This window comes from Bacillus sp. M6-12, from assembly GCF_002860285.1.
GTDB lineage: Bacteria > Bacillota > Bacilli > Bacillales > DSM-1321 > Peribacillus.
Map to the genome: position 1 here is coordinate 119603 of NZ_PGVF01000006.1, position 22958 is coordinate 142560.

Here is a 22958-nt window from a genome sequence, read left to right on the forward strand (position 1 = left end):
TACATTTTATTGGATGAAATAAGTTTTTTTAAAAAAATATACCAATTTTGTTACATTAAATGTATAATGTTAAAGTGTGATTACAAGACACGTTTAATTCGTAATCTTTATTCTACTAATTACCAATTTAAGAAGATTGTAAAAAATAGTTGAAAAATATGGTGAATTTGGTAGAATAGAGTACGAGTTTAAATGTCCCATTTTTACATATTATCTACTTTTATAGTAAATGTAGGTAAGGAGTTAGGGATTTTAAACTGTGAATGTGTTGTTTTTCGATGGTAATCATCGAGAAAAATTAAACTTTTTTACAAAACGGGGAGGATTTATTACATGGCTTACCAACCAAAGTCTTATCGTAAGTTTGTAGCAACAGCAGCTACAGCTACAATCGTAGCATCTGCTCTTGCTCCAGTAGCATCTGCTGCAACTTTTACAGATGTATCAGATCGTTACAAAGAGGCAGTTAACTACCTTGTAGAGCAAAATATCACTCAAGGTGTAACTCCTACTCAATTCGGCGTGAGCCAAAACATCAAGCGTGTAGACGCAGCTGTTATGCTAGCTAAAGCGCTTGGTCTTAACACTGCTACAGCTCCTGCTTCAGGTTTCACTGATGTTCCTTCTCGTGCTGAAGGTGCAGTAAATGCTCTTAAAGCAGCTGGCGTAGTTAATGGTAAATCAGCAACAACTTTTGGTGCTGACGATAACCTAACCCGTGGTGAAGTTGCTCTTATTCTTGCTAAAGCATATGCTATTACTTCTGTAACTAAGCAATTAAAATTCACAGATGTTTCTGAGCGTTATGAGCAAGCTGTTATCGCATTAACTGAAAATGGTATTACTTCTGGTAAATCAGAAACTAAGTTCGGTACTGCAGATGCAATCACTCGTGGAGAATTTGCGGTTTTCGTATACAAAGTAGAAACTATGGAAACAGCTCCGAAAGTTGTTGCAGTAACTGCGGTTAACGGAACTGTAACTGCTACTTTCAATAAAGCTCCTGAAACTGCTCCGGTAGCTGCTGATTTCAAGGTTTCTCAAACTATTAACGGTGGAACTCAAACAACAGTAACACCAACTAGTTTCACTTGGGATGTTGCAAATAAGAAGGCAACATTCGCTGTACCGCAAGTAGCTTCAACTAATGCTGCTCAAACAGTTGCATATTCTGTTGCTTTTAAAGATACTGCTGCTCAAATTGGAACGTTCACAGTGGCTGCCGAAGCTTCAGCAGACCTAAAACATATTGGAACTGATGGAACTAACAACACAATTACGTTATTCTTCGACAAACCGCTAGATTCATCGGTTGCACGTAATGCAGGTAATTACATCTGGGATAACAACCGCAATAGCGGAGTTAACACTCCAGTTTTCCCTAGCAATGTGGCATTGAATTCTGCTGCAGTAGGTGCTTATGGAGCAAATCAGGTAGTTACTTTAACTTACAATAACAACGCTGGAGATATTGTTGGAGGCGAAGAAGGTGTTCTTACAGTTCAAAACCTTAAGAATGCAACAGGTCAATCAATTCCAACAGTAACTAGAAATGTCGATGTAATAAATGGCACTGATGTAACATCTCCAACAGTAGCTGTTACATTAAAGTCAGGATCTCAACAAAACGCTGCTAATGTAATTGTTAACACAGGTGAATCAGTTGAGCTAAATGCAGTTACAACAGATGGAAATAACGGTGTTGTAAGCTTACGCTATAGACTTCAGAATCCAGATGGATCTCTTACTGGCTGGACTAATTTAAATGTTGCTGACGGCACATTAGGAGATAAATCAGAGACTGGAAAAGCTACCATTACTGCAGGGTCTACAAGTGGAAACTATATTGTTCAAGTTCAAGCTGTAGATGCAAACCAAAATGTGGTAACTAATACGGCTACAAGCATTACTGTTAACAGTGCTGACATTGTTGGACCTCAATTTGCTAACGTAACTGGTACGTATAACGTGACACCAAGCGGTTCCGTACAACCTCGTACAGTAACAGTAAATGCAACTGTAACAGATGCTGCTAATAGAAATAACATTTCAAAAGCTGAGTACAGAATTCAGGAATTCAATCCTGGTACAGGAGCTTTTGATACAGTACAAGATTGGACTTCTGTTGGGGCAGCAGTAGATGGTGCATTCGATGAAACAAGCGAAGCTATTCGATTCACTACTCCACAACTGGCGACTGGTAAGGACTACCGTATTCAATTAAGAGCAACTGATACATCTAATAATACAACTAGTCCTGCTGTATCTGTTGCCCAAGCAAATATTTCCGGATCAGCTGCTGCGGCTAACGGTGGTGGTGCAAATGCGTTCAATGTACCTGCTTCTGAATCTACAGTACCTGCTATTACAGCAACTCCTGTATATGGTTCTGCTAGTGGATCTACAGTTAACGACAGAGCGTTCACAATCTCCGGAAATGCTACAGATAATGCAGGTGTAGGCAAGATTGAGTACGCAATCTATAAGAATGCTGACAGAGATTCAAGCAACACATATGAAACATTAGTTGTTCCGTTTACTACTACAGGTGTAACTGTTACAGATGGCCAACTTGGTGGAACATCTGAAAACTATACAATTAGTGGAAACTTACCTGCTGCAGATGGAGCTTACCGTGTAGTAACCCGTGTAACTGATATTAATGGTAACGTAAATAACATTGGAGCTGCTGTTGCGCAATACAACTTAACTCTAGATGAGACTGCTCCAACTGCAACAATTGCACATGATACTACTACGACAGCTACAGATGACTTTATTATCACATTTAGTGAGACAATGGATGTTACTGCACCAACGGTTGATGCTGGAGCAACTAGCGCAAGTGCATTAGATGTTGATAACTACAAAGTGGTTCAGAATGGTGTAGTTCTAAGAGCTGCTCAAACTGTTACACAAGTAGGTGCAACAAATCAATTCAGAGTAGTATTTGCAGACGAATTATCTGCAGGTCAAGAGCTTCGCGTTGTTGAAGTAAGAGACGCTGTAGGAAATAAAATTAATCCAAATCCAACGACTTTCACAATTCGTTAATTCAGATTAATAAATTGGTTATAAAAGACAGAGAGTTTTACTCTCTGTCTTTTTTATATATAGAAGTAACTTTGAACTGTAAAAGATAGTGGTGCTGAAAAGCTATTTTTAGTGTAATAAAGTGTAATACGGAGATAAGTTTTTGTAATTTATATGGGATAGCTATGAGCTCAGATTAAGTAATAAATTAATATACTTTTGTCTGGCTGTGGTAATAAGGAACCGACCTGGTTTGATTAAAATACCTCATATACCAATTTTAACCTCAATCCACAACAACTCCCAGTAGCATAATTTCTATATTTTGATAGAATAAGTCTTGTGTTTAATATATCCATTTTTACTTTAATATTACTAACCTGCTATTACATAGACAAAGTAGAAATGATAGTTAAACCTGGAATGTGTATTTTTCTAATTTAGCAACAGGACAGGCAATACTTATTACAAAACGGGAGGATCAATTACACATGGCTTATCAATCAAAATCTTTTAACAAATTCGTAGCGACAGCTGCTACTGCAACTCTAGTAGCAGGCGCGATTGCTCCAGTGGCATTTGCAGCAAGTTTTACGGATGTTGCTCCAAAATATAAAGAAGCAGTTGACTTCGTAGCTTCTAAAGGAATAAATGGTTTTTCTGAAACACAATTTGGTACTGATGCAAACATTAAGCGTGTTGATGCTGCTGTAATGTTGGCTAAAGTTCTTGAACTTGATATTGAAAGTGCTCCAGCGTCAGGCTTTACTGATGTGCCTGCACGTGCTGCAAAATATATTAATGCAATTAAAGCTGCCGGAATCACTAGCGGTAAAACTGCTACTAAATTTGATGCAGACAGCCAAATCACACGTGGTGAATTAGCAATCTGGATCCAAAAAGGCTTCGAGTTAAAAGGTGAAGGCGAGCTTCCATTTACAGATGTAAATTCTCGTTATGCTGAAGCTGTTAAAGCGTTAGTAAGCAACGAAATTACAAATGGTACTTCAGCAACTCAATTTGGTGTTTCTCAATCAGCTAAGCGCGGAGATTTCGCAATCTTCCTTTTCAGAGCGGCTAATGCTGATACACCGGAAGTTGTTGAGATTTCCAGTGTAAAAGCAGTTAATGGCAAGCAAATTGAAGTTAAATTCAACGGTGCTGTAAAAAAGTCTAGTGTCATTCAAAGTGGAAACCCAGACACACTTGTGAATGGCGTCTTTACTATCAATGAGCTAACTACAGATAATGTAGTAGCAAATGCAGTTGATTCTGCTGACAGCCTATCTGCTTCTCTAAGCGCTGATGGCAAAACGTTAACAATCACAGCTGACACATTTTTCGATGGCCGCTACGAGGTAGTCGCAAAGGCTGATGCTATTGAAGCTGCTGACGGTAAAAAATTGGCTGGCTTCACAGGCGTTGTTACTGTAAATGATACAGTTAAGCCTTCAGTAACAGGCGTAACGTATCCAAATGCAAAGACAGCTCGAGTTAATTTCTCTGAGCCGCTATCAGCAGAAGGTTTAATTACAGCTAAATATGCAGATGGAACCACTGCAGCAGTTACACCAGTTTTCACAGCTGGCAAAGCATACATCGATTTGAATGTATCAGCTCTGACTGCTAACAAAGAAGCTACAGTAACAATTGTAGGGGCAAAAGATGCAAAAGGAAATATTGCAACACCTAACCCAATCTCTGTAACAGTTAAAAAGGATACAAGTGATGTAACAGCACCAGCTGTACAATCTGTTACACCAACATCTGCTACTTCATTTGATCTAAAACTATCTGAAGCAGTTTCTAAAGCAGCTGCAGCTGATCTTGCTGCTGGTGTCTCTCTTGGTGCTATTAAAGTTGGTACAACTGATGTTACGGCTAATGCTGCTGTTGATTCAGAAGATCCAACAGTAATCCACGTAACTGGCCTAAGTGCTTTAACAGGCTTACGGACTATTTCCGTAGAAGCTAACGCGCTTGTTGACTTCTCAGGCAACCTGAATGCTGCTTTCTCTCAAGTAGTAAGCTTTGACGCTGATCAGGCAGAGCCGACAATTGAATCAACTTCTGTTGAAACAATTAACAATGTTAAATATTTAGTAGTAAACTTTAATGAAAACGTAACTCCAGTTGCTGCGAAAGCTCTTGTTTTCAACTATGTTAGAGATAACGGAGAAAGAGCTAGCACAACGATCACTACAAATGCAGTTGCGGGTACTCAAGGTGAAGCAACTCTTCACAATGCTGTAAATGGTGTATCTAAATCTATCAAAATCAACCTTGGCAGCCTTGCTAGTGAAGATTATACTGTTAACCTAGTAGCTGGATTGGCTGAAGATGGTTTTGGTAACGACTCTGTTGCTAGAAATGACGTTGCAGTAACTGTTGGTGCAGCGACTATCCAACAAGCAGTTAAGCTAACAACTAGCACTCCTGCTAGCGACGTTAACAACGGTGTAGAAACAGTTGATTCAAACACACTGCGTGTTCACTTCACAAAAGAATTGGATATTGCAAGTGCTACAACAGCAGGCAACTATGCTGTGGAAGGTGCTACAGTAGAAAAAGCTGAAATCTACAAAAACAACAGCACTGATGGCTATATTGTAGAACTTACTCTTGCAGATAATACTGTTGAATTAGCCGGCGAGTATGATGTAAAAGTAAGTAATGTCGCTGCTAAAAACGGCACTGCAATGAACACTTATACAACAACTGAAGTATTATCTGAAAATGTAAGACCGGTTGTTACAAAAGCTGTACTTGCTACACCGCAGACTGTAACACTTACTTTCTCTGAAGCAGTGAAAAATTTAGCAGCAGATGCTGATGATTTTGAATTGCTAATCGGCGGAGTAAAGGTTGCTGCAAATGACGTTGTTTCATCTCCACTACAAGGTACTGCAGCAACTACTTTAACAGTAACTTTAGAAGCACCTGTTATTTCTGCAGACCTTGCTAAAGGCTTATCATTAAAAGGTCTAGATACAATTGACCTTGTTGATGCGGCTGGAAACAAAGTATCTGTAGCTGGAACAGTAGCAGTTCAGTAATTTGTATGAGCAAAAATTAGGTCGATCTGGAGGACGAGTAATTGTCCTTTGGATTGGCCTTTTTTGCATTGGAGAATATTCTTTGTTTCTTCTATATATTGGGGATGCACTTATGGTAAAAGAATAGGAAATAAAACCGATAAAAGTAAATGAACCGTCTAAGATTTGTTGTAGATACCTTAGGGCTTATCACGCTTTTTACCTGAAAGTCGGTATGGTTAAATGCAAAAATCTCTTATTCTACTATAAATTATCCCGTAACTACTATGTAAAGTAGGATTGTTTAGTCGGTAAATTTCTAAAAAATATGGGGGAAATAAATTGAAGTCTTCAAAGCGTAAAAAACAGTTACTATCGGTTCTTTCTGCGTCTGTAGCAACAAGTGCGATAGTAAGTGTTGCTCCAGCAGGATTTGCAGCGCAAGGCACCGTTTTCTCTGATGTAAAGTCATCCGACCATTTTTACGAAGCTGTAAGAAGCTTACATGCCCGTAACGTTATTAACGGTTTTAAAGATGGAACATTTCGGCCGTATGAAAAATTAACGAGAGCCCAAGCAGCTAAAATTGTTGCTGCGGCCTTAAATTTAGATATTATAAATGTTCAGAATCCCAAATTCAAGGATGTACCACAAACAAGCTGGGAATACCGCTATGTTGCCGCCCTTGCAAACAAAGGAATCATTAATGGCTCCGGCGGGCGATTCAAGCCGGCAGATCCATTAACCCGTGCTCAACTGGCCCAAATACTTGGAGCTGCTTATCAGTTAGAAAAGACTCCGTTAAAGGATTTGCGATTTATTGATGTAAAACCAAATGATTGGTTTGCAGGTTATGTACAACCGCTGATTGAGAAAGGAATTACACAAGGGACTACCAGTACGACTTTTTCACCAAATCAATTAGTCAATCGCGGCCAAATGGCTTCGTTTATTTATCGAAGTGAGCTTGCGATGAAGCAAACGCAGATAAATTCTGCTATTAAAAATATTACTGATCAGGAAATTGTCACTGAAAAAGGTTCCTACAAAATCCCAAATCATATAAAAACCTGGGTTAACCCTTCAAATCTGGCAAGTTTAAAAGGGGCTGTAATTAATTTTCAGGTGAATAACGGTACTGTTCAAAAGGTGAACACTATTGAACTGAATACTAGCGGAAAAGCAGGCATTGGTACAAACGCAGAGAATGATGGCCATGTGGTTCTTGACGCCCGGGAAGCGATTATAGATGCTAATGTAGTAGTTAACGGTGATTACGTCACGATTAAAAATGCAACTATAAAAGGCGACCTGCACATCGGAAAGGGCGTTGAAAACTCCTTCTATACAGATAATATGAAAGTAGAAGGGAATACTGCCGTTTCGGAGACTGTAAAATTAGTAAAACAAAGCTCTAGCACTATTTATAAATCGTTAGCGTTTAAAATGTCTATGAACGGCCAAAATGTTGCTAGAGCCTCGGCAGTCGGTAAAGCTAAGGTGAATTTCCACAATTCTAAACTTAGGAATGTTGAAGTTTCTACAAACGGCATTGTGTTAGAAACGACAGGCTCTTCAACTGTAGAATCTTTATCTCTTTTAAGTGATGCCACTTTTACGGCAGCTGATTCTGTAACGATTCCAAAGCTTGTTATTCAATCAGGAGTCCAAAATGTTGTCATTGAAGCTAATGTACAGGAGATAGCTATTGTTGGTAATGAGAATGTTACCATTAGCGGCAGCGGCAATTTTGAAAGAATAATAGCTAATGCCTCGACAGTGTCCTTTCAAACCAGCGGCCGTGTAGGAACATTAGGCAGTGCTGATAAAGTTTCAAAGTTTATCCTGGGATTAAACATGAAAGTACAAAATCTAGAACTGCCAGACGGAGCAAAACCTGAGGATGTAATCAAGAATTTTGAGAGTGTGAAAGGGAACATAGAACAGATAAACGGGCAAAAAGTTCCTGGCGCAGCGCCATCTATGGGCGGAGGAAGCTCAGCGGGCGGCGGGGGCGGAGTCGCCATTTCTCCAGTTCCAACAATAGCCACACCGCCATTCTTGACAGCTGACAGTACCGAACCCAAAGTTGAGCATAATATTGAACTTACATTTACGGATAATTCAGCGTGGCGAAGCAATATAACCACCGTGGAGGTTGATCGCGCTGCATTAGCCTCAAACAAATATACAGTTGAGTCAGGAAAAATCACTTTGGACAGCAGTGTATTTCCTGCTGCTAAAAATTACGCCATTGTTATAAAAGCTACTGGTTTTTCCAATGCCAGTATCATACAGACTATTTTAGCAGCCGATCAGGTCGCCCAGGATGCGCCTGCTTTATCGGCGACTGCATCAGCGGGATCAGTAGTCGGCAGCACCAAAATTTCCGCAACACCAGAAAACGGAAATACACTGGGAGTATTGGTATCCAGTTCACCAATCGAAACACCGAAAGCAGGAGCAGATATTCCTGAGGGAATAACAAAGCCTTATATCTCCGGAAGTGATATACAGGGAGTCGATGCTACTGAAAAGAAGTATGTAGCACTTTATGAAGTGGATTCGGAGAATAAAATTGTAAAGTTTAAACTAATGTCATTAACGGCTGAGCAGATTAAGGCAGATGATTCAGTTGTACCGGATGCTGCTGTTTTGACGGCGACCGCATCATCTGGAACAGCAGCGGGCAGCACCAGAATCACCGCAACACCTGAAAACGGTAATAAACTTGCAGTATTGGTATCCAGTACATCGATTGAAACGCCGAAAGCAGGAGCGGAGGTTCCACCGGGAACAATGAATCCTTATATCTCTGGAAATGATATACAGGGAGCTGACGCAGCTGCAAAAAAGTATGTGGCAGTGTATGAACTAGATTCGGAGAATAAAGTCGTAAATTTCAAACTGATTACTTTGACTGCTTCACAAATCAAGTCTGCAGACGAAGTTGCCGATCCATTAACAGGTGGATCTTTGGCGGATAAAACAGGAGCCGGTACCAATGGGCAGGTAGTCGTTACTCTGCCGGCAGCAGCAGCTGGGAACTCTTTCGCTTACAGAGTCTTTGATGCAGCCCAGACTGCCCCAAATCTTGATACTGTAATTACACTCGGAGAAGGAAATTATACAGCGATAGAGGATAAAGGCACTATTAACGCTGCAGCCGGAAAGCATGTTGTGATTGTTGAGATTGATTCGACAGGTAAGGTCAAAAAGTTTGTTGACTTAGTTTCTAATGCTGTAGATGATGTACTGACAGCACCAGCCGAACTGGCAGCTGAATCCGGAGATAGAGTTATCAGTTTAACATGGTCAGCTGCTCCAGGAGCAACTGGTTATGATATTTATCAGGCAGAAACAGAAAACGGAACTTTTGCCAAGTTGGGATCAACAGTTGCCTCTACCACCTTAAATGTTACGAATCTAGCATATGCTGAAGATTATTATTACTATATTAAACCAGTAGCCGGCAATGAAGTAGGTCCTGCTTCTACGACGATTAAAGTGGTTACGAATGTGGATCAGCAAGGACCTCAATATAAGGCTGATTTTGTAGTGATCAGCAATGAATCTGTTGATACTGTTATGCCCCAATCATCTGGTACTCTTGTTGCCTTGCAGCAATTTACCACAAAGTCAAACACTATTCCTGGCTATTTGGATGTTGAAGCTTATAGGTATAATCCGGTTAAGCTGCTTAATCGGGAACTAATCAATAATGCCCCGCAAAATGATTTGAAATTTTCTATGCAGTCAACAAATGTGCTAAATAGTATAAAATCATTTAAAGTTTATAATGAAGAAATGGGAAGATATGAATCAACAGATGCGCAGCTTCTTTATTCAGGGACGTACGGTGAGGTCTGGGTGCAGACAGGAGTGTTAACTGCAGAACAGGCTCAGGCTATAGGAAAAGAATTCGATGAGGGGATTTATCCGACGATAACCTCAAAGTTCGGAACTCCTTCCGATGTCGATAACGATGGCAGGGTAGCGATCCTTTGTCTCGATATTCAAGATGGCTGGAACGGCAGCGGCGGCTATATTGGCGGATATTTTGATGGTAATGACTTGTTAAATGGTACAAATTCCAACAATATGGAGCTGTTTTATGTAGATACGTACCCGACGATGGGAACCGATAAAAATAACCTTGATGTTTCGAAAGCTTATTCAACATTAGCCCATGAATTCCAGCATATGGTCAATTTTAACCAAAACTGGTTTCAAGAAAATAAAGGTCAAATGGATACTTGGCTTGATGAAGGTCTGGCTATGGCCGCAGAGCATGCATACAGCGGTGTCCAAAATAACAGAATCTCGTATTATAACGCTTCCACTTCCATTCAAAATGGACATTCTCTATTAAATTGGACTAATCGGAGCGATGTTTTATCGAATTATTCACTATCGTATCTATTTGTCCAATATTTAAAAACACAGGCAGGCCAAGGGGATGCGATCTTTAAAGAAATTATTGATCATCCAGAAAATAATTATAAAGCAGTGGAATCAGTGATTAAGAAGTATATTGATCCAACTATGTCTTTTGGTGAATTCATGACTGCCTTTAGAATGGCTCTTGTACTTAAAGCTGACACTGGTTTATATGGTTTCCATGGAGATCAGGGATTCAATCAATTAGCACCCCGTCTATTCACAGGATCTTCTACTGAGCTCCTGGGTGGAGAGGCGGTTGTTATTAGAACCGAAAATGGCAGTCTTACAGACCAAGGAAACAAAGGTACAGGTGTGACCTACACAGGGGTAACGGAAGCTAAAACCAATTAACAGAGAATTCTAACCACTAATTTTAAGATTTAATGAAGCCATCTTTTTAGAGCTTAAAATTAAGAGTCCTATTATCTTTAGTAACCAATTTAGTGTTAGTATTGTATATGAATGATTACTCGGGAATTTGGAAAAAGGAACCTTAGCTTATAGCTTTGGTTTCTTTTTTCTTTAAGTTTCTATTGGATATATTTCTGGACTATCGTCCAGTTTTATCGCAGCATCTTCAGGGTAGTTAACATGGAGTAAATCATTTTAAATCGGGTAAGGTAAGATAAACTAAATATAAGGAGATAAGTTTTGTGAAGAAATGGGTTTTTACATTTTTCATTGTATTACTTGCATCTGTCGGGCTAAGTAAAGAGATTGAAACAGAAGCAGCTGAAAGAAAGGTAACGGTTTTATTTGGTGACAGCAATACAGCTGGTTCAAATTGGGCAGCTAACAATTATTACAGCAGCGCAAAGTGGGCTAATCGGCTGCTAAAGACGCGGCCTGTCATAAATGCCGGTGTGGGGGGCAATTCCACTGGCATGGCCAGACAGCGATTTAAAAGGGATGTGCTGAATAGGAATCCGAAAACAGTTATCATTATGTTCGGGACGAATGACGCGCAGATAATGAACAGCAATCGATTGCCAAGAACTTCAAAAGCAAATTTCAATAAGAATATAAGGTACTTTGTAGATACTTTAAGAGCTCGTAGAATAAATGTTATCCTCATGACCGCCCTGCCTGTGATCGAAGGAGGGCAAGGGCATTACTACTCCAGGAATAGAGAGGCATTATACAAGCCTTATGGCGGAGCCAGGGAATGGCATGATTCGTATAATGATATTACCAGATCCATTGCAAGACAAAAAAATGTACCTTTAATTGATACATATCGTCTCTTTATACAAGCTGCCGGAGGAAATACAGACCAGGCCCTCTCTGCTTCAGGATTATATGACCCTACAGGAATCCACATGTCGATGCACGGTGCAAATGAATTGTATCAGGCGGTACAGAGAACACTGGAAGTTAAAAGAATGTAAGCAGACTGTAATAATTGGGATGCAATAGTAGGCAGGGAGTGTAAAACTCTCTGTCTTTTTTACGTTAATTTACCAGTCCCGGGACTATCCTAAGAAATTAATTATTTATAGACAAATAACGCAAGTTTAATATTAAAATAGATACATATACCCATCTGGATTGACATATAAATTGAGAATGCAATACAAAGGGGAGTGAAAATAGTTGGTTAAGCATTTTAAAAAGAGAATTGGGTTCCTGGGGTTTATTTTTGTATTATTAGTGGGGTTGCTGGCTCCTGCCGCTTCTGCCCAGACAGTGGAACCAATCAAGTATTTAGCATTGGGTGATTCCCTTGCTGCCGGAATGACGCCAGAGAAGGGCCTCAGTAAAGGATATTCTGACTTTACTGCCGAGTATTTAAAAGGGGAAAACTTTTTAGGTACATACTCGAAGGCTTTTGCAGTTCCAGGCTATAAAACTCAGAATATTATTGATGACTTGGCTTCAAAGCCTGAGTTAAGGTCGGCCATTGCACAGTCTAATGTGATTACCATTTCAGCTGGTGCGAATGATTTACTAAAAGAAGCAAAGGTAGACCGCGAAAAAAGAACGGTAACCCTTGATCCGGCTGCTGTGCCGGTGACACTGCAAACAATTGCAAAAAACTATATTATTATTCTTAAAACCATTAAAGATCTCAATCCGGATGCATCCGTTTATGTTATGGGATACTATTTTCCTTTCCCATTTATGGCAGATGCGCAAAAACCGCAGCTTATTCAGCTCGCTAAAACATTGAACCAAACTATTCAGCTATCTGCGGCAGCAGAAGGTGCTGTATTTGTTTCTGTCTATGAAAAATTCGGCGACGATCCGAAGCAGTTTGTTCCTAACCCAGAGGATATTCATCCGAACCTTGATGGATATAAGCTAATGAGCGCGGCTTTAATTGATTCTATGGCCAAGGCTGCGCCTAAAGCAGCTGATGTTCCAAAAGGCCATTGGGCTGAAAAGGAATTGAATATGCTGGTATCTGCTAAACTATTGAATGTTGATGAAAAAGGAAACATCTACCCGGAGAAAGCAATCACCAGAGCGGAAGTGGCTGATATCCTATTTAAGTCTATTCCAATGACCAAATCGATCCCGGCTAATCCAGGTTACAAGGATGTCCCGAAAACGCATCCAGCCTATATGGCAATAGCAAAGCTTACGGAAGCGGGTATTTTTACAAAGAGTGATAACTTTAATCCTAATGCCCCGTTAACCCGAGTTCAAATGGCAAAGGTTCTTGCTGCAGCGTTCCAGTTAAAGGGTGATGGTTCAGTGCCTGCATTTAAGGACATTAGCGCTACTTATTGGGCAGCCCCTTACATTGATGCCGTTACAGATAACCACCTTATGTACGGCTATAAAAATGGCCGCTTTGGTTTGCATGATCCTTTGAATCGTGCCCAATTTGCAGTTGTCTTTGCAAGAACGCAAGCCTTGATGACCGGTAAAAAATAATACTTCCAAAAGCCCATTGCATGCAGTGGGCTTTTTTGCATGGAAAAATCGACAAAATTCTAGCTGAGTGCAAGATTGTGTTGAACGATTTTTATTAGTTTGACTGCAGGTACGTGTTATAGTTTTATAGTCAGAAAATTATAAAAGGAAGTAATCAATGATGAAAGTTTTAATGAAGATTTACATTTCTTTGTGTATCCTCCTGTTTTCATTGTTTTATCCTATTGGAGATAATATTATCCTTGCTCCTTCTCCAAGTGCAGCTGCAATTGAGAGTAATAAATGGGAGCCGGTTCACATCAACCCGCTTCCCAGCAGTAAGAGTGTTGCTTTTACATTTAGCAACAAGGCAAGAGTCGCAACGAAGCCGTTTCCAGCCCAATATCAGACGGTCAATGGAATTTTAACCTTCAGAGGAGGGCCTGCCCGAAATCAAGCTGTAATGGGAATGCCTGTGATCAAAGAGGGGAAATTGAGAAAAAGCTGGTCTTTTCGGACATCTGCATCACCGAGATGGGGAGGCGGAGCAGGCTGGACAGGTCAGCCGAGTGTAATTGAATGGAACAAACGAGAGCAGCAGATCATGAATATATATCCTGAATATAAAAAGAAAGCCAGTTTTAAAGAATTAGTTTATGGTTCTTTGGATGGCAGGGTTTATTTTCTGGATCCGGCAACCGGAAAGCAGACAAGAAAGCCAATCAATATACATAATCCCATTAAGGGGAGTATCGCCCTTGATCCACGCGGTTACCCGCTGCTTTATGTTGGCCAGGGGATTCCGCAAACGGGGAAAATCGGTTTTAGAATTTATAGTTTAATAGACCAGTCCTTGCTGGCATTCATCCCTGGAATAGATTCCTTCTCATTCCGCCGCTGGGGAGCGTTCGACAGTTCTCCGCTGATTAACCGGGAAGATGATAGCTTGGTGGTAGGCGGGGAAAATGGACTCGTATATTTGGTAAAGCTATTTACACAATATGACCCGAAAAATAAAAAGATAAAAATCGCTCCTGTCACAACAAAATATCGTTATAAGCAGCAAAGGAATGCTTATCCAGGGATTGAGAATTCCATATCTGTTTATAAAAACATAGCCTATTTTTCCGATAATGGCGGTGGAATTCAGGCGCTGGACTTAATCAAAAAGCGTCCAATCTGGGCTAACCCTCCATATGATGATACAGATGCCAGTTTGGTTATCGAAGACTCAGGCGGTGTACCTTTCTTGTATACCGGCTCAGAGATTGATAAACAAGGCACAAAAGGCTACGCCAGATTACAAAAATTAAACGGGCTCAACGGAAAGGTGATGTGGGAAAAGAAAACCTCAGGCTTTTCGGTTAAAGGAGCAAATCCCGTAAATGGCGGAGTGCTGGGAACACCAATTGTAGGAACTGGCCCGTTGGCAGGGCAGGTAATCTATAATATTTCACGGTATAAAACCATTAACGGCGGATTGCTGATCAGCCTTGATTCAAAGACGGGAAAAGAAAAATGGAGGCTGCAGCTCCCGAATTATGCATGGTCATCAACAGTGGCCGTCTATACCTCAAGTCAAAAGGCATTTCTTGTCCAGGGTGATTCGGTGGGGAATCTTTACCTCATTAATCAGTTAGGGAAAGTGGTTACAAAAATTAACTTAGGCGCCAACATTGAAGCATCCCCGATTGTGGTCGGGCAGCAAATTATCGTTGCGACACGGGGCGGGGCTTTTTATAGTGTGGGGATTAGATAGGAATGAATTGACACAACGCGAGTGAACTGTGTTAAGTTGAGTGCAATTTTGTTATAAAACGAAAGTGTATTGAATGCTGGAGAGCTCTGTAGGATGATGATCTTACCGGGCTTTCTTTTTGGGTTAGTTGTCCCCGCTAAGTCCCAGGACCAGAAATCCCGGATCTTTGAGGTGAAGCTTTATAACATAGAAGCATTGACTTCAATCAGGAACATCAATTACTAAAAGTTTTGTATCCCATAAAAGAAAAGTTGAAAAAGAGAAAGAACGGGGAGAGAGTATTACACTCCTTTAAAAGTTCCACAATTGGAATATACTCAGAGATTAGAGACGTATTGAACACGAAAACACATTGGAAAGCCGCATGCCTTAGTAGCCGTTCAGTTTGATGGGGGAGGAGCCTTGAAAAAGGTTCCCCTACTTTATTTTCAAAGCAAAGGTAAAGGGAACTGGAGGGGAAAATTTTATCCTGTAAAACAATTGTATTATTCCCGTAATGTGGTAAAGTAATCAAGTTATTATTTTGCTAAATGGGGTTGTAGTTTTGATTAAAAAAGTAAATAGCACCTTAGAATTAAATGTTTTTAATAGCATTTGGCTTCAATGTTGGGAAGAGAAGGGGTATGAGGCTGAGTTTTCAGAGTATGTATTTGGCCGTTACCTTGTGAGCAATAATGATGGTGAACACATCGGAGTGTTTGAATTTAAACAACTAGCACACTCTTTGATTGATGAAGAATTCCCCTTTACGTCGTTCCCGTTTATAAAAGAAAATTTCGAGAAGACTTTTGAACTGGATAAACTGTCTATTTTACCTGCCTATAGAGGCGGTAAAGTATTATCGGAAATGTTATCACATATGGTAAAAGTTTCTATAGAAAATGATATCAGTTATTTTATAGCACTTATTGAGCCGAAATTATATTTAGCACTAAAAAGGTTTTATAAAGTTCCTATTCAAAAATTGGGAGAAGCTTTCTTTTATAAGGGAGATAATGTTGTCCCGATTAGTATTGATCTTAAGCTTGTTATTAATAATTTAGAAAACTTCGATTGGTATTACGATTCTGTTTTAGTAAAGATATAAATTCGTACCTGCTTATGAATAAAGGATTTTACTAGAAGCATCCAAAAAAGGGTGCTTTTTTTTATTCCATAAGGGAATGAAACTAATTGATCACTTAACAGATGAACAGCGAAAGCAGCTTATGCGGTGAAGAAGAAGCTGTGAGAGAAGCTGAGCAGCAAGGAATGGGAAGAAATGTTCGAACCAACAAGTCTAATTAGACATATGCTATGATTTAAGATAGTTTAGAATAGTTTAATGTGAAACGCTGGCTTTTAATGAGGAGTGATATATTTGATAAGAGCTAATGTTTTAATATTCAGCGTGCTACTTTTAGCTACTGTGTTAGGCGTTTATGCCCAAGATATTGAATATTTTTTATCTAGTAATTTTAATAATCTATCACCTTTTGTATGGCTGGCTGTGGTAACAGTTTCAAGCTGGTTCTTGTATGTATACGCACTCGTGTTAGTATTTTTCTTTACGTGGAAAGGTATGTTTAAAAAGAATCAATTCTTAGTATACTTATTCGTTATTCTTGGGGTGGGGGTATTAATTTCCCTTTGGTCACTATTTGTATTGGCTATGTCGGGCGGGTAAGGTAGGCTCTCGACTACGGAAGATTTATAAGAAAAAGTAAAAGGCTGCGATCTAGCAGTCTTTTTTAATGTGCGACAGGCAGTCACTCTCGAAATATAAGTGAGTGGCCCGTATCTATCTTATATAGAAATAGCTTTTCTTTTACCGGCCTACCTAGCAGAATATGTGGTAATTATGAGTGTAATGATGGCAATGTCCGTTTAAGAATGTAGTTAGGAATTTCTGCGTAAGGAATTGTGTTTTCTATGCTTCTGAATAGCAGTTTCATGTGATCAGAGCCATATGCAAAAAAGCTATTCAGCCCAACACGCTGAATAGCTTTTTCTCTATTATTATCTTACTCTTGCAAACCCAAATCCTGAAGCATAGTCATCCCCAGTGGCTGCTCCATATCCGCCTTTAATATCATATATTTTTGCCCGGTTTTGAAGCTCGGCTCTTAGCTGCGCATTTGTTAGATTGCGATTGGCCGACCAGATTTTAGCGGCTAGGCCAGCTACATGTGGTGTAGCCATGGATGTTCCGCTGATTGTGTTATAGTTTCTGTCATACCAGGTTGATTCGATGCTGCTTCCCGGGGCGGAAATTTCTACATCTTTTTCCTGGATGACAAAATCGCCATCTGTGCCCGGGTTTCCGCGTGAGGAGTAGTTGGCGACCCGGTAAGTTCCGTTTTGCTGCACATTTTCCAGAGCGGCAACTGCAACGGCATTTGGAAGGGCTCCAGGGTAACCGATTGTGTTAGCGTTGTATCCGGAGTTACCCGCAGCTGCTACTACCAGCACTCCCTTTGAATAAGCGTAATTCACAGCATTAGCAATCAATTTGTCTTTTGTGCTTGCACCCAGTGACATATTGATGACAACCTTTGAGCCAGTGCGTACAGCTTCGTCGGCTGCATGCCTGATGGCTCCGGCAATATCATCGGAGTATCCTGAACCGCTGTCTGACAGTACTTTATAAGACCAGAGTTCAGCTTGAGGAGCAACTCCGTATACACCCTTGCCATCATAGCCGCCATTTGCGAGTGCCGTCCCTGCAACATGAGTTCCGTGCCCGTTCCGGTCTGTACAAGATCCGTTAACCATTGATGAGGCAGTTTGGGTAAAATCCTTGCATTGCTCCACGTTGTCGCTGAGATCAATGTGGGATGTATATGTGCCGGTATCCAGGACGGCTACCTTGATGCCATCACCGCCGGAAGTTTGGGTAATGGAGCTATCATTATAAATGGCCTGGATTCCCCATGGAGTCCGGTCACTTGGCAGGGTAGTAATGGCCGTAGCCCCCACTTTGCTGAAGGTTCTTTCTTCAAGCTTCACTTCCTGGACTTCCTCGACCGTTATGTTTTTGTTTTGCAATAATGCATGGTATTCTTTTGCTTTTACTGTTGTGGTAAAGCCTTCACTTCCAAATTCCCAGCGGGCTCCATGCTTTTCCTTCACTTTGATTTTCTCCGAGCTTGGTCCCTGAATCAAAACACGATAAGAATCCTTTTCCTTTACTATAGCGTCCGGTTCCTTACCAAAAGCAGCAGATGAAAAGAGCGACAATCCCATTGCACAACTAAGCACCAAAGATCCAACCACTTTTCTCTTTTTCATGACCTGACTCCTCTCATAACTGAAAATGGCCGTATTATCACTACGATGCAAATATTCTAAAAATAATAATAGATTAAAATTGAATTTACTGGAATGAAAGTAATAGGAAGCATGCTTATCTCATTGATGCTTAATATTAGATATACTTTTATTCTTTTAATTATATTTCAATAACAAATAGTACTTAGTTACCAAGTAAATATTCCCGATAGTTAAATATACACAGGTCTTTGTAACTGTAAAAAATTAACAATAATTTAATATAATCGCTATAGTAAGATATGTTTCAATTATTTTAGATGAACTGGGTTAGCAGAGTTCATTAATAATTACTAGGTAGGAGGCGAACAATTCGAATTAAGGTATTCGGCTAAATTCTTCTTGAATTCGGAAGAATAAATTGGAATTTGGATAAATTAACTTCGATTTTGGACGAATTATTCCTGAAAACGGACGAATAATTTTTTAATGCAATTCGAGAGGAGCTGCAAAATGATAAAAAGGGAGAGGTTAATAGTGCGGAGAAGAAAATCTTTCAGTTTGGCATTGATTTTTACGATATTAATAAGCCTTTTTGCTCCATTTAATAGTGCGAACGCGGCGGAGGCCATCACTGTGGCTGAAGCGATTGCAAATAAAACTGGAACCGCGACGGTTGAGGGCTATATAGTCGGGACAACCGCTAATGGTCCAACATATAATCATAGCGGTCCTTTTACGGTTAAAACGAATATTGCCATTGCCGACAATCCTAATGAGACGGATAAAGCCAGGATTCTTCCGGTCAGGCTCCCTACCGATAGTGATGAGAGAGCTGCGTTAAACCTCGTCGATAATCCTGCTAATCTAGGTAAAAAGGTCCAGTTGACCGGCACGCTTGGCGCCTATTTCGGTGTACCGGGAATTGCCACTTTAACAGGCTATGAATTTATTAATGATACCGACCCAACGGCGACACAGCCTGTTGTGGCGGCTCCAACTCCAGGGCCTGTAGCTTCTGGGACCACAGTTACATTAACATCCGCCACTGAAGGAGCGACGATCTTTTACACAACTGACGGATCGGCTCCATCGACGTCCAGCAGCCAATACACTGAACCAATCACCATTGATAAAGCAACAACCATTAAGGCTTTTGCTTCGGCCTCTGGCCTTGAGGATAGTGAAGTAACAACATTTGAGTATTCTGTCCTGCAAGAACAAATGATTGCCCAGGTGAGGGAGCTTCCGGTCGGCCAATCAGCACTTACGTCTGGAATTGTAACGGCTGTTTTCGGTAATACGGTTTATATTCAGGATGAGTCAGCCGGACTTGTTTTATATGGATCCAATTTAAATATTGCTCCAGGAGATAAAGTGCAGGCTTTAGGTAAACTGGCAGATTATAATTCTCTGCTGGAATTGGAAGTGAAGTCTGAGAATGTAAAAGTAATTGAAAAAGCGGAGCTGCCTGAGGCTGATGAACTTACAGCGGCCGAGCTTCAGGAGAATAAAGAAGCAACGCTTGTAACTGTAAAAAAGGTAAATGTTGAGTCTTTTGCAGGCGGGAACTATACAGCCAAGGATGCTAATGGAACGTCATTCCAGATTCGCCCGCAGGATGCAGCATTGCTTTCTGTGGATACAACTTATGATTCGATCACAGGTGTGCTTGGTGCGTATAAAGGTGTTTATCAATTGATTCCGAGAGATGCCAGCGACATTATTGCGGATTCAACCAAGGTTCAGCGCATTGTAGCAATACCTGGACCGGGGCTTATAAAGACAGGCGATAAAGTAACGCTGACTACCGGAACGGAAGGTGCATCCATCTATTACACAACCGATAACACGAATCCGACAACGAGCAGCCAGGTATACAGCAGTCAAATTGAAATTACAAAGGACACCGTGATTAAGGCCATTGCTGTAAAAGAAGGACTAACAGCCACTGATGTTTCAACCTTCAACTACATTATCCAAAAAGATGTCGTGCGTATTCATGACATTCAGGCGGCTGCCCATTATTCTCCATATGACGGCATAAATGTATCCGATATTGAGGGCGTAGTTACGAAGGTTGTGGATGCAAATAACTTCTATATGCAGGATCTTCAGCCTGATAATGATGAAAAAACATCTGAAGGAATTTTAGTCTATAAAAAGGCTCATGGTTTAAAAGTGGGCGATGCAGTTAAAGTAAGCGGACAAGTGAAAGAGTATGTACTGGAAGGCTATGCTGAAAAACAGCAAACTGATTTGCCGGTTACCGAAATCAATGCAACCGGCATTACAGTGACAGCCAGCGGACAGGCACTGCCTGCTCCTGTAGTGATTGGAAAGGACCGTATTCCTCCAACAGAGGTTATTGATAATGATAGGTTAACAACCTTTGACCCGGAGCAGGATGGAATTGACTTTTTTGAAAGTCTGGAAGGCATGCTGGTGCAGGTGGACAATGCAAAAATAGTAGCACCGCAGAAATACGGAGAAGTCATCGTAATTCCAGGCAGCCTGGAAACGAATACGGATACAGGCGGGCTAAGAATTACGGAAACTGACTATAACCCGGAACGGATTACGATTGATATCAATGATGAGAACTTTATCGCGAAAATGGGTGACAGCTTTGCCGGTTCCATCCAGGGCGTGGTCAGCTACGGCTACAGCAATTACAAAGTTCTAAGCAATAAAACAGATCTGCCAGCGTTAGTTGAAGGTTCGAATACACGTGAAACCACGACTATTGCTGCAGCGGCTGATAAGCTGACGATCGCTTCTTATAATGTGGAGAATTTTTCAACGAAAACACCGGATACAAAAGTGACCAAATTGGCCGAGGCGATTGTTAACAATCTGAAGCAGCCTGATATTATCGGACTCACTGAGGTCCAGGATAATGATGGTGAAACAGACAGCGGGAATACGGATGCAAGCCAAAGCTTTGAAGCTTTAATAGCTAAAATTAAAGAACTTGGCGGAGGAGATTACCTATATACAGATGTCGCTCCATTGGACAAACAGGATGGCGGAGCGCCTGGAGGCAATATCCGTGTCGGCTTCCTTTATAAAAAAGACCGGGTAACGCTTGTTCCTGGAACTAAAGGAACAGCAACCGAGGCGGTCGATTTTGAAAATGGCAAGCTTACCTTGAATCCAGGCCGGATCGATCCGACAAATTCCGCATTCGAATCAAGCCGAAAGCCGCTGGCAGCCCAATTTGAGTTCAATGGAAAAAATGTTATCGTAGTGGCCAACCACTTTAACTCAAAGGGCGGGGACCTGCCGTTATTCGGGAAAGTTCAGCCGCCAGTTCTACAAAGTGAAATCCAGCGAATGAAAATAGCTGAAATCGTGAATGGCTTTGTGAAAGACGTTAAGGCAAAGGATCCAAATGCAAATATCGTCCTTCTAGGTGACTTTAATGACTTTGAATTCTCTAATACTTTAAGAGTTTTAAAAGGAAATGAACTAACGAACATGATTGAAAAAGTTCCCGCAGAACAGCGGTATTCTTATAACTACCAAGGCAATGCTCAGGTACTCGATCATATTTTAGTATCTAATAACCTGGCAGTAGGAACTCAAGTGGATATTGTTCACATCAACTCAGGCTTCATGGAAGAACACGGACGGGCGAGCGACCATGATCCGGTACTGATTCAAACGAGCTTGAACAGCATTGAGGCACCAAATTATGATAAAGAATACAACCTTATTGGTTATAAAGCAGACAAATTGAAGATAAAAGAGGAAAATGCACTAATCAGCATGGACAGCACTTCAACTATAAAAGATGGCATTTATCTAATGAGATCAACAGCAACTTTGAAAGGGGAAGGCCTTGAGAAAACAACCGTAATAATTGCCCCATCTTCCAAGGATGCAGAAATCGATTTCACCGGTGCCGAAGTGAAAGAAGTCATGATTGAAAGTAAGGATGTAAAAGAAATCAGAGGTGCAGAGAACGTACAGCACTGGAATGTGAAGAAAAACGTGGATACTAGTTCTATTAAATTTTTTAACTCGAATGGGGAAGAAATAGCTTCTCCTCTTGCTCCAAAAAAGAAGGCCGCTTAAAGGAAGGTGCCAGGTTCCCAAAAATGAGGGGAGCTCTGGCACCTTTTGTTATAAGGTGAAAGTATATATAATAGCTTCAGTGCCAGCACCTTTTTTACGTCAAGATTGAGGTATAATGCCCTCATACTTTTATTATAATAGATCCGAAAAATCTTACTTACATAAAGAAAAAAGCAGGGTGCAACGGGACAAGTGGAAAATGTAAATTGGAGCAGCTTTAAGAAAAATGACAGAGTGCTTATCGAATACTATAAAAGTGAATCAGGTCAGTATGTGCTGACTAGTATTGAGAAGAAATAAGAGTGGAAGAGGATAGATGGAAGTGTCGTCTATCCTTTTTTGTGTTTGATTGGATATATGATTATTATGTAATCTCAGGATAGGGGAGGGAGGTATATAAAGGTAAACCTGTATGTTATTCAGTAAAATTGCAGATTTTTTTATAAAAATCAGGCTATATTCAGAAAGATCTGGCCGGTCAAAACCAGCTGGCAGTGCAA

10 protein-coding genes are annotated in these 22958 nt (G+C 40.6%); 9 read left to right on the plus strand and 1 reads right to left on the minus strand.

Annotated elements, in window-relative coordinates:
- Positions 1–333: 333 nt before the first annotated feature.
- From CVD28_RS09025 to CVD28_RS09060, 8 genes are all read left to right on the plus strand, one after another.
- The gene (locus tag CVD28_RS09025) at positions 334–3054 is read left to right on the plus strand and encodes an S-layer homology domain-containing protein (RefSeq protein ID WP_101592049.1); all 2721 of its coding nucleotides are present in this window, start codon (positions 334–336) and stop codon (positions 3052–3054) included.
- Between the two features lie 470 nt (positions 3055–3524).
- Entirely contained in the window at positions 3525–6089 is a 2565-nt protein-coding gene (locus CVD28_RS09030) for an S-layer homology domain-containing protein (RefSeq protein ID WP_101592050.1), read from the plus strand.
- Between the two features lie 321 nt (positions 6090–6410).
- On the plus strand, positions 6411–10862 hold the full coding sequence (locus tag CVD28_RS09035) for an S-layer homology domain-containing protein (RefSeq protein WP_101592051.1): 4452 nt from the start codon (positions 6411–6413) through the stop codon (positions 10860–10862).
- 302 nt (positions 10863–11164) lie between these two features.
- Positions 11165–11899, plus strand: coding sequence for an SGNH/GDSL hydrolase family protein (locus CVD28_RS09040; RefSeq protein WP_180954086.1), 735 nt, complete (start codon positions 11165–11167; stop codon positions 11897–11899).
- Positions 11900–12104: 205 nt separating this feature from the next.
- Complete coding sequence (locus CVD28_RS09045) at positions 12105–13391, plus strand: S-layer homology domain-containing protein (protein WP_101592053.1); 1287 nt, start codon at positions 12105–12107, stop codon at positions 13389–13391.
- Between the two features lie 157 nt (positions 13392–13548).
- Positions 13549–15129 carry an outer membrane protein assembly factor BamB family protein gene (locus CVD28_RS09050; RefSeq protein WP_101592054.1) on the plus strand — a complete coding sequence of 527 codons (1581 nt, stop codon included), beginning with the start codon at positions 13549–13551 and terminating at the stop codon, positions 15127–15129.
- A 544-nt stretch (positions 15130–15673) separates the two neighbouring features.
- Entirely contained in the window at positions 15674–16216 is a 543-nt protein-coding gene (locus tag CVD28_RS09055; protein WP_101592055.1) for a GNAT family N-acetyltransferase, read from the plus strand.
- 273 nt (positions 16217–16489) lie between these two features.
- Positions 16490–16795 (plus strand): hypothetical protein, encoded by a 306-nt coding sequence (locus CVD28_RS09060; RefSeq protein WP_101592056.1) that lies wholly within the window; start codon positions 16490–16492, stop codon positions 16793–16795.
- A gap of 332 nt (positions 16796–17127) precedes the next feature.
- Here CVD28_RS09060 and CVD28_RS09065 read toward each other — a convergent pair whose 3' ends face one another.
- Positions 17128–18399, minus strand: coding sequence for a S8 family peptidase (locus CVD28_RS09065; protein ID WP_101592057.1), 1272 nt, complete (start codon positions 18397–18399; stop codon positions 17128–17130).
- A gap of 516 nt (positions 18400–18915) precedes the next feature.
- Between CVD28_RS09065 and CVD28_RS09070 the strand changes: the two genes are divergently transcribed.
- Entirely contained in the window at positions 18916–22458 is a 3543-nt protein-coding gene (locus CVD28_RS09070; RefSeq protein ID WP_257985810.1) for a chitobiase/beta-hexosaminidase C-terminal domain-containing protein, read from the plus strand.
- The last annotated feature ends 500 nt before the right edge of the window (positions 22459–22958 follow it).

What these genes read in the sequence shown, in the direction of transcription:
- CVD28_RS09025 (WP_101592049.1), top strand. Translation starts at nt 334, where the DNA reads ATGGCTTACCAACCAAAGTCTTATCGTAAGTTTGTAGCAACAGCAGCT.
- CVD28_RS09030 (WP_101592050.1), top strand. Translation starts at nt 3,525, where the DNA reads ATGGCTTATCAATCAAAATCTTTTAACAAATTCGTAGCGACAGCTGCT.
- CVD28_RS09050 (WP_101592054.1), top strand. Translation starts at nt 13,549, where the DNA reads ATGATGAAAGTTTTAATGAAGATTTACATTTCTTTGTGTATCCTCCTG.
- CVD28_RS09065 (WP_101592057.1), bottom strand. Translation starts at nt 18,399, where the DNA reads ATGAAAAAGAGAAAAGTGGTTGGATCTTTGGTGCTTAGTTGTGCAATG.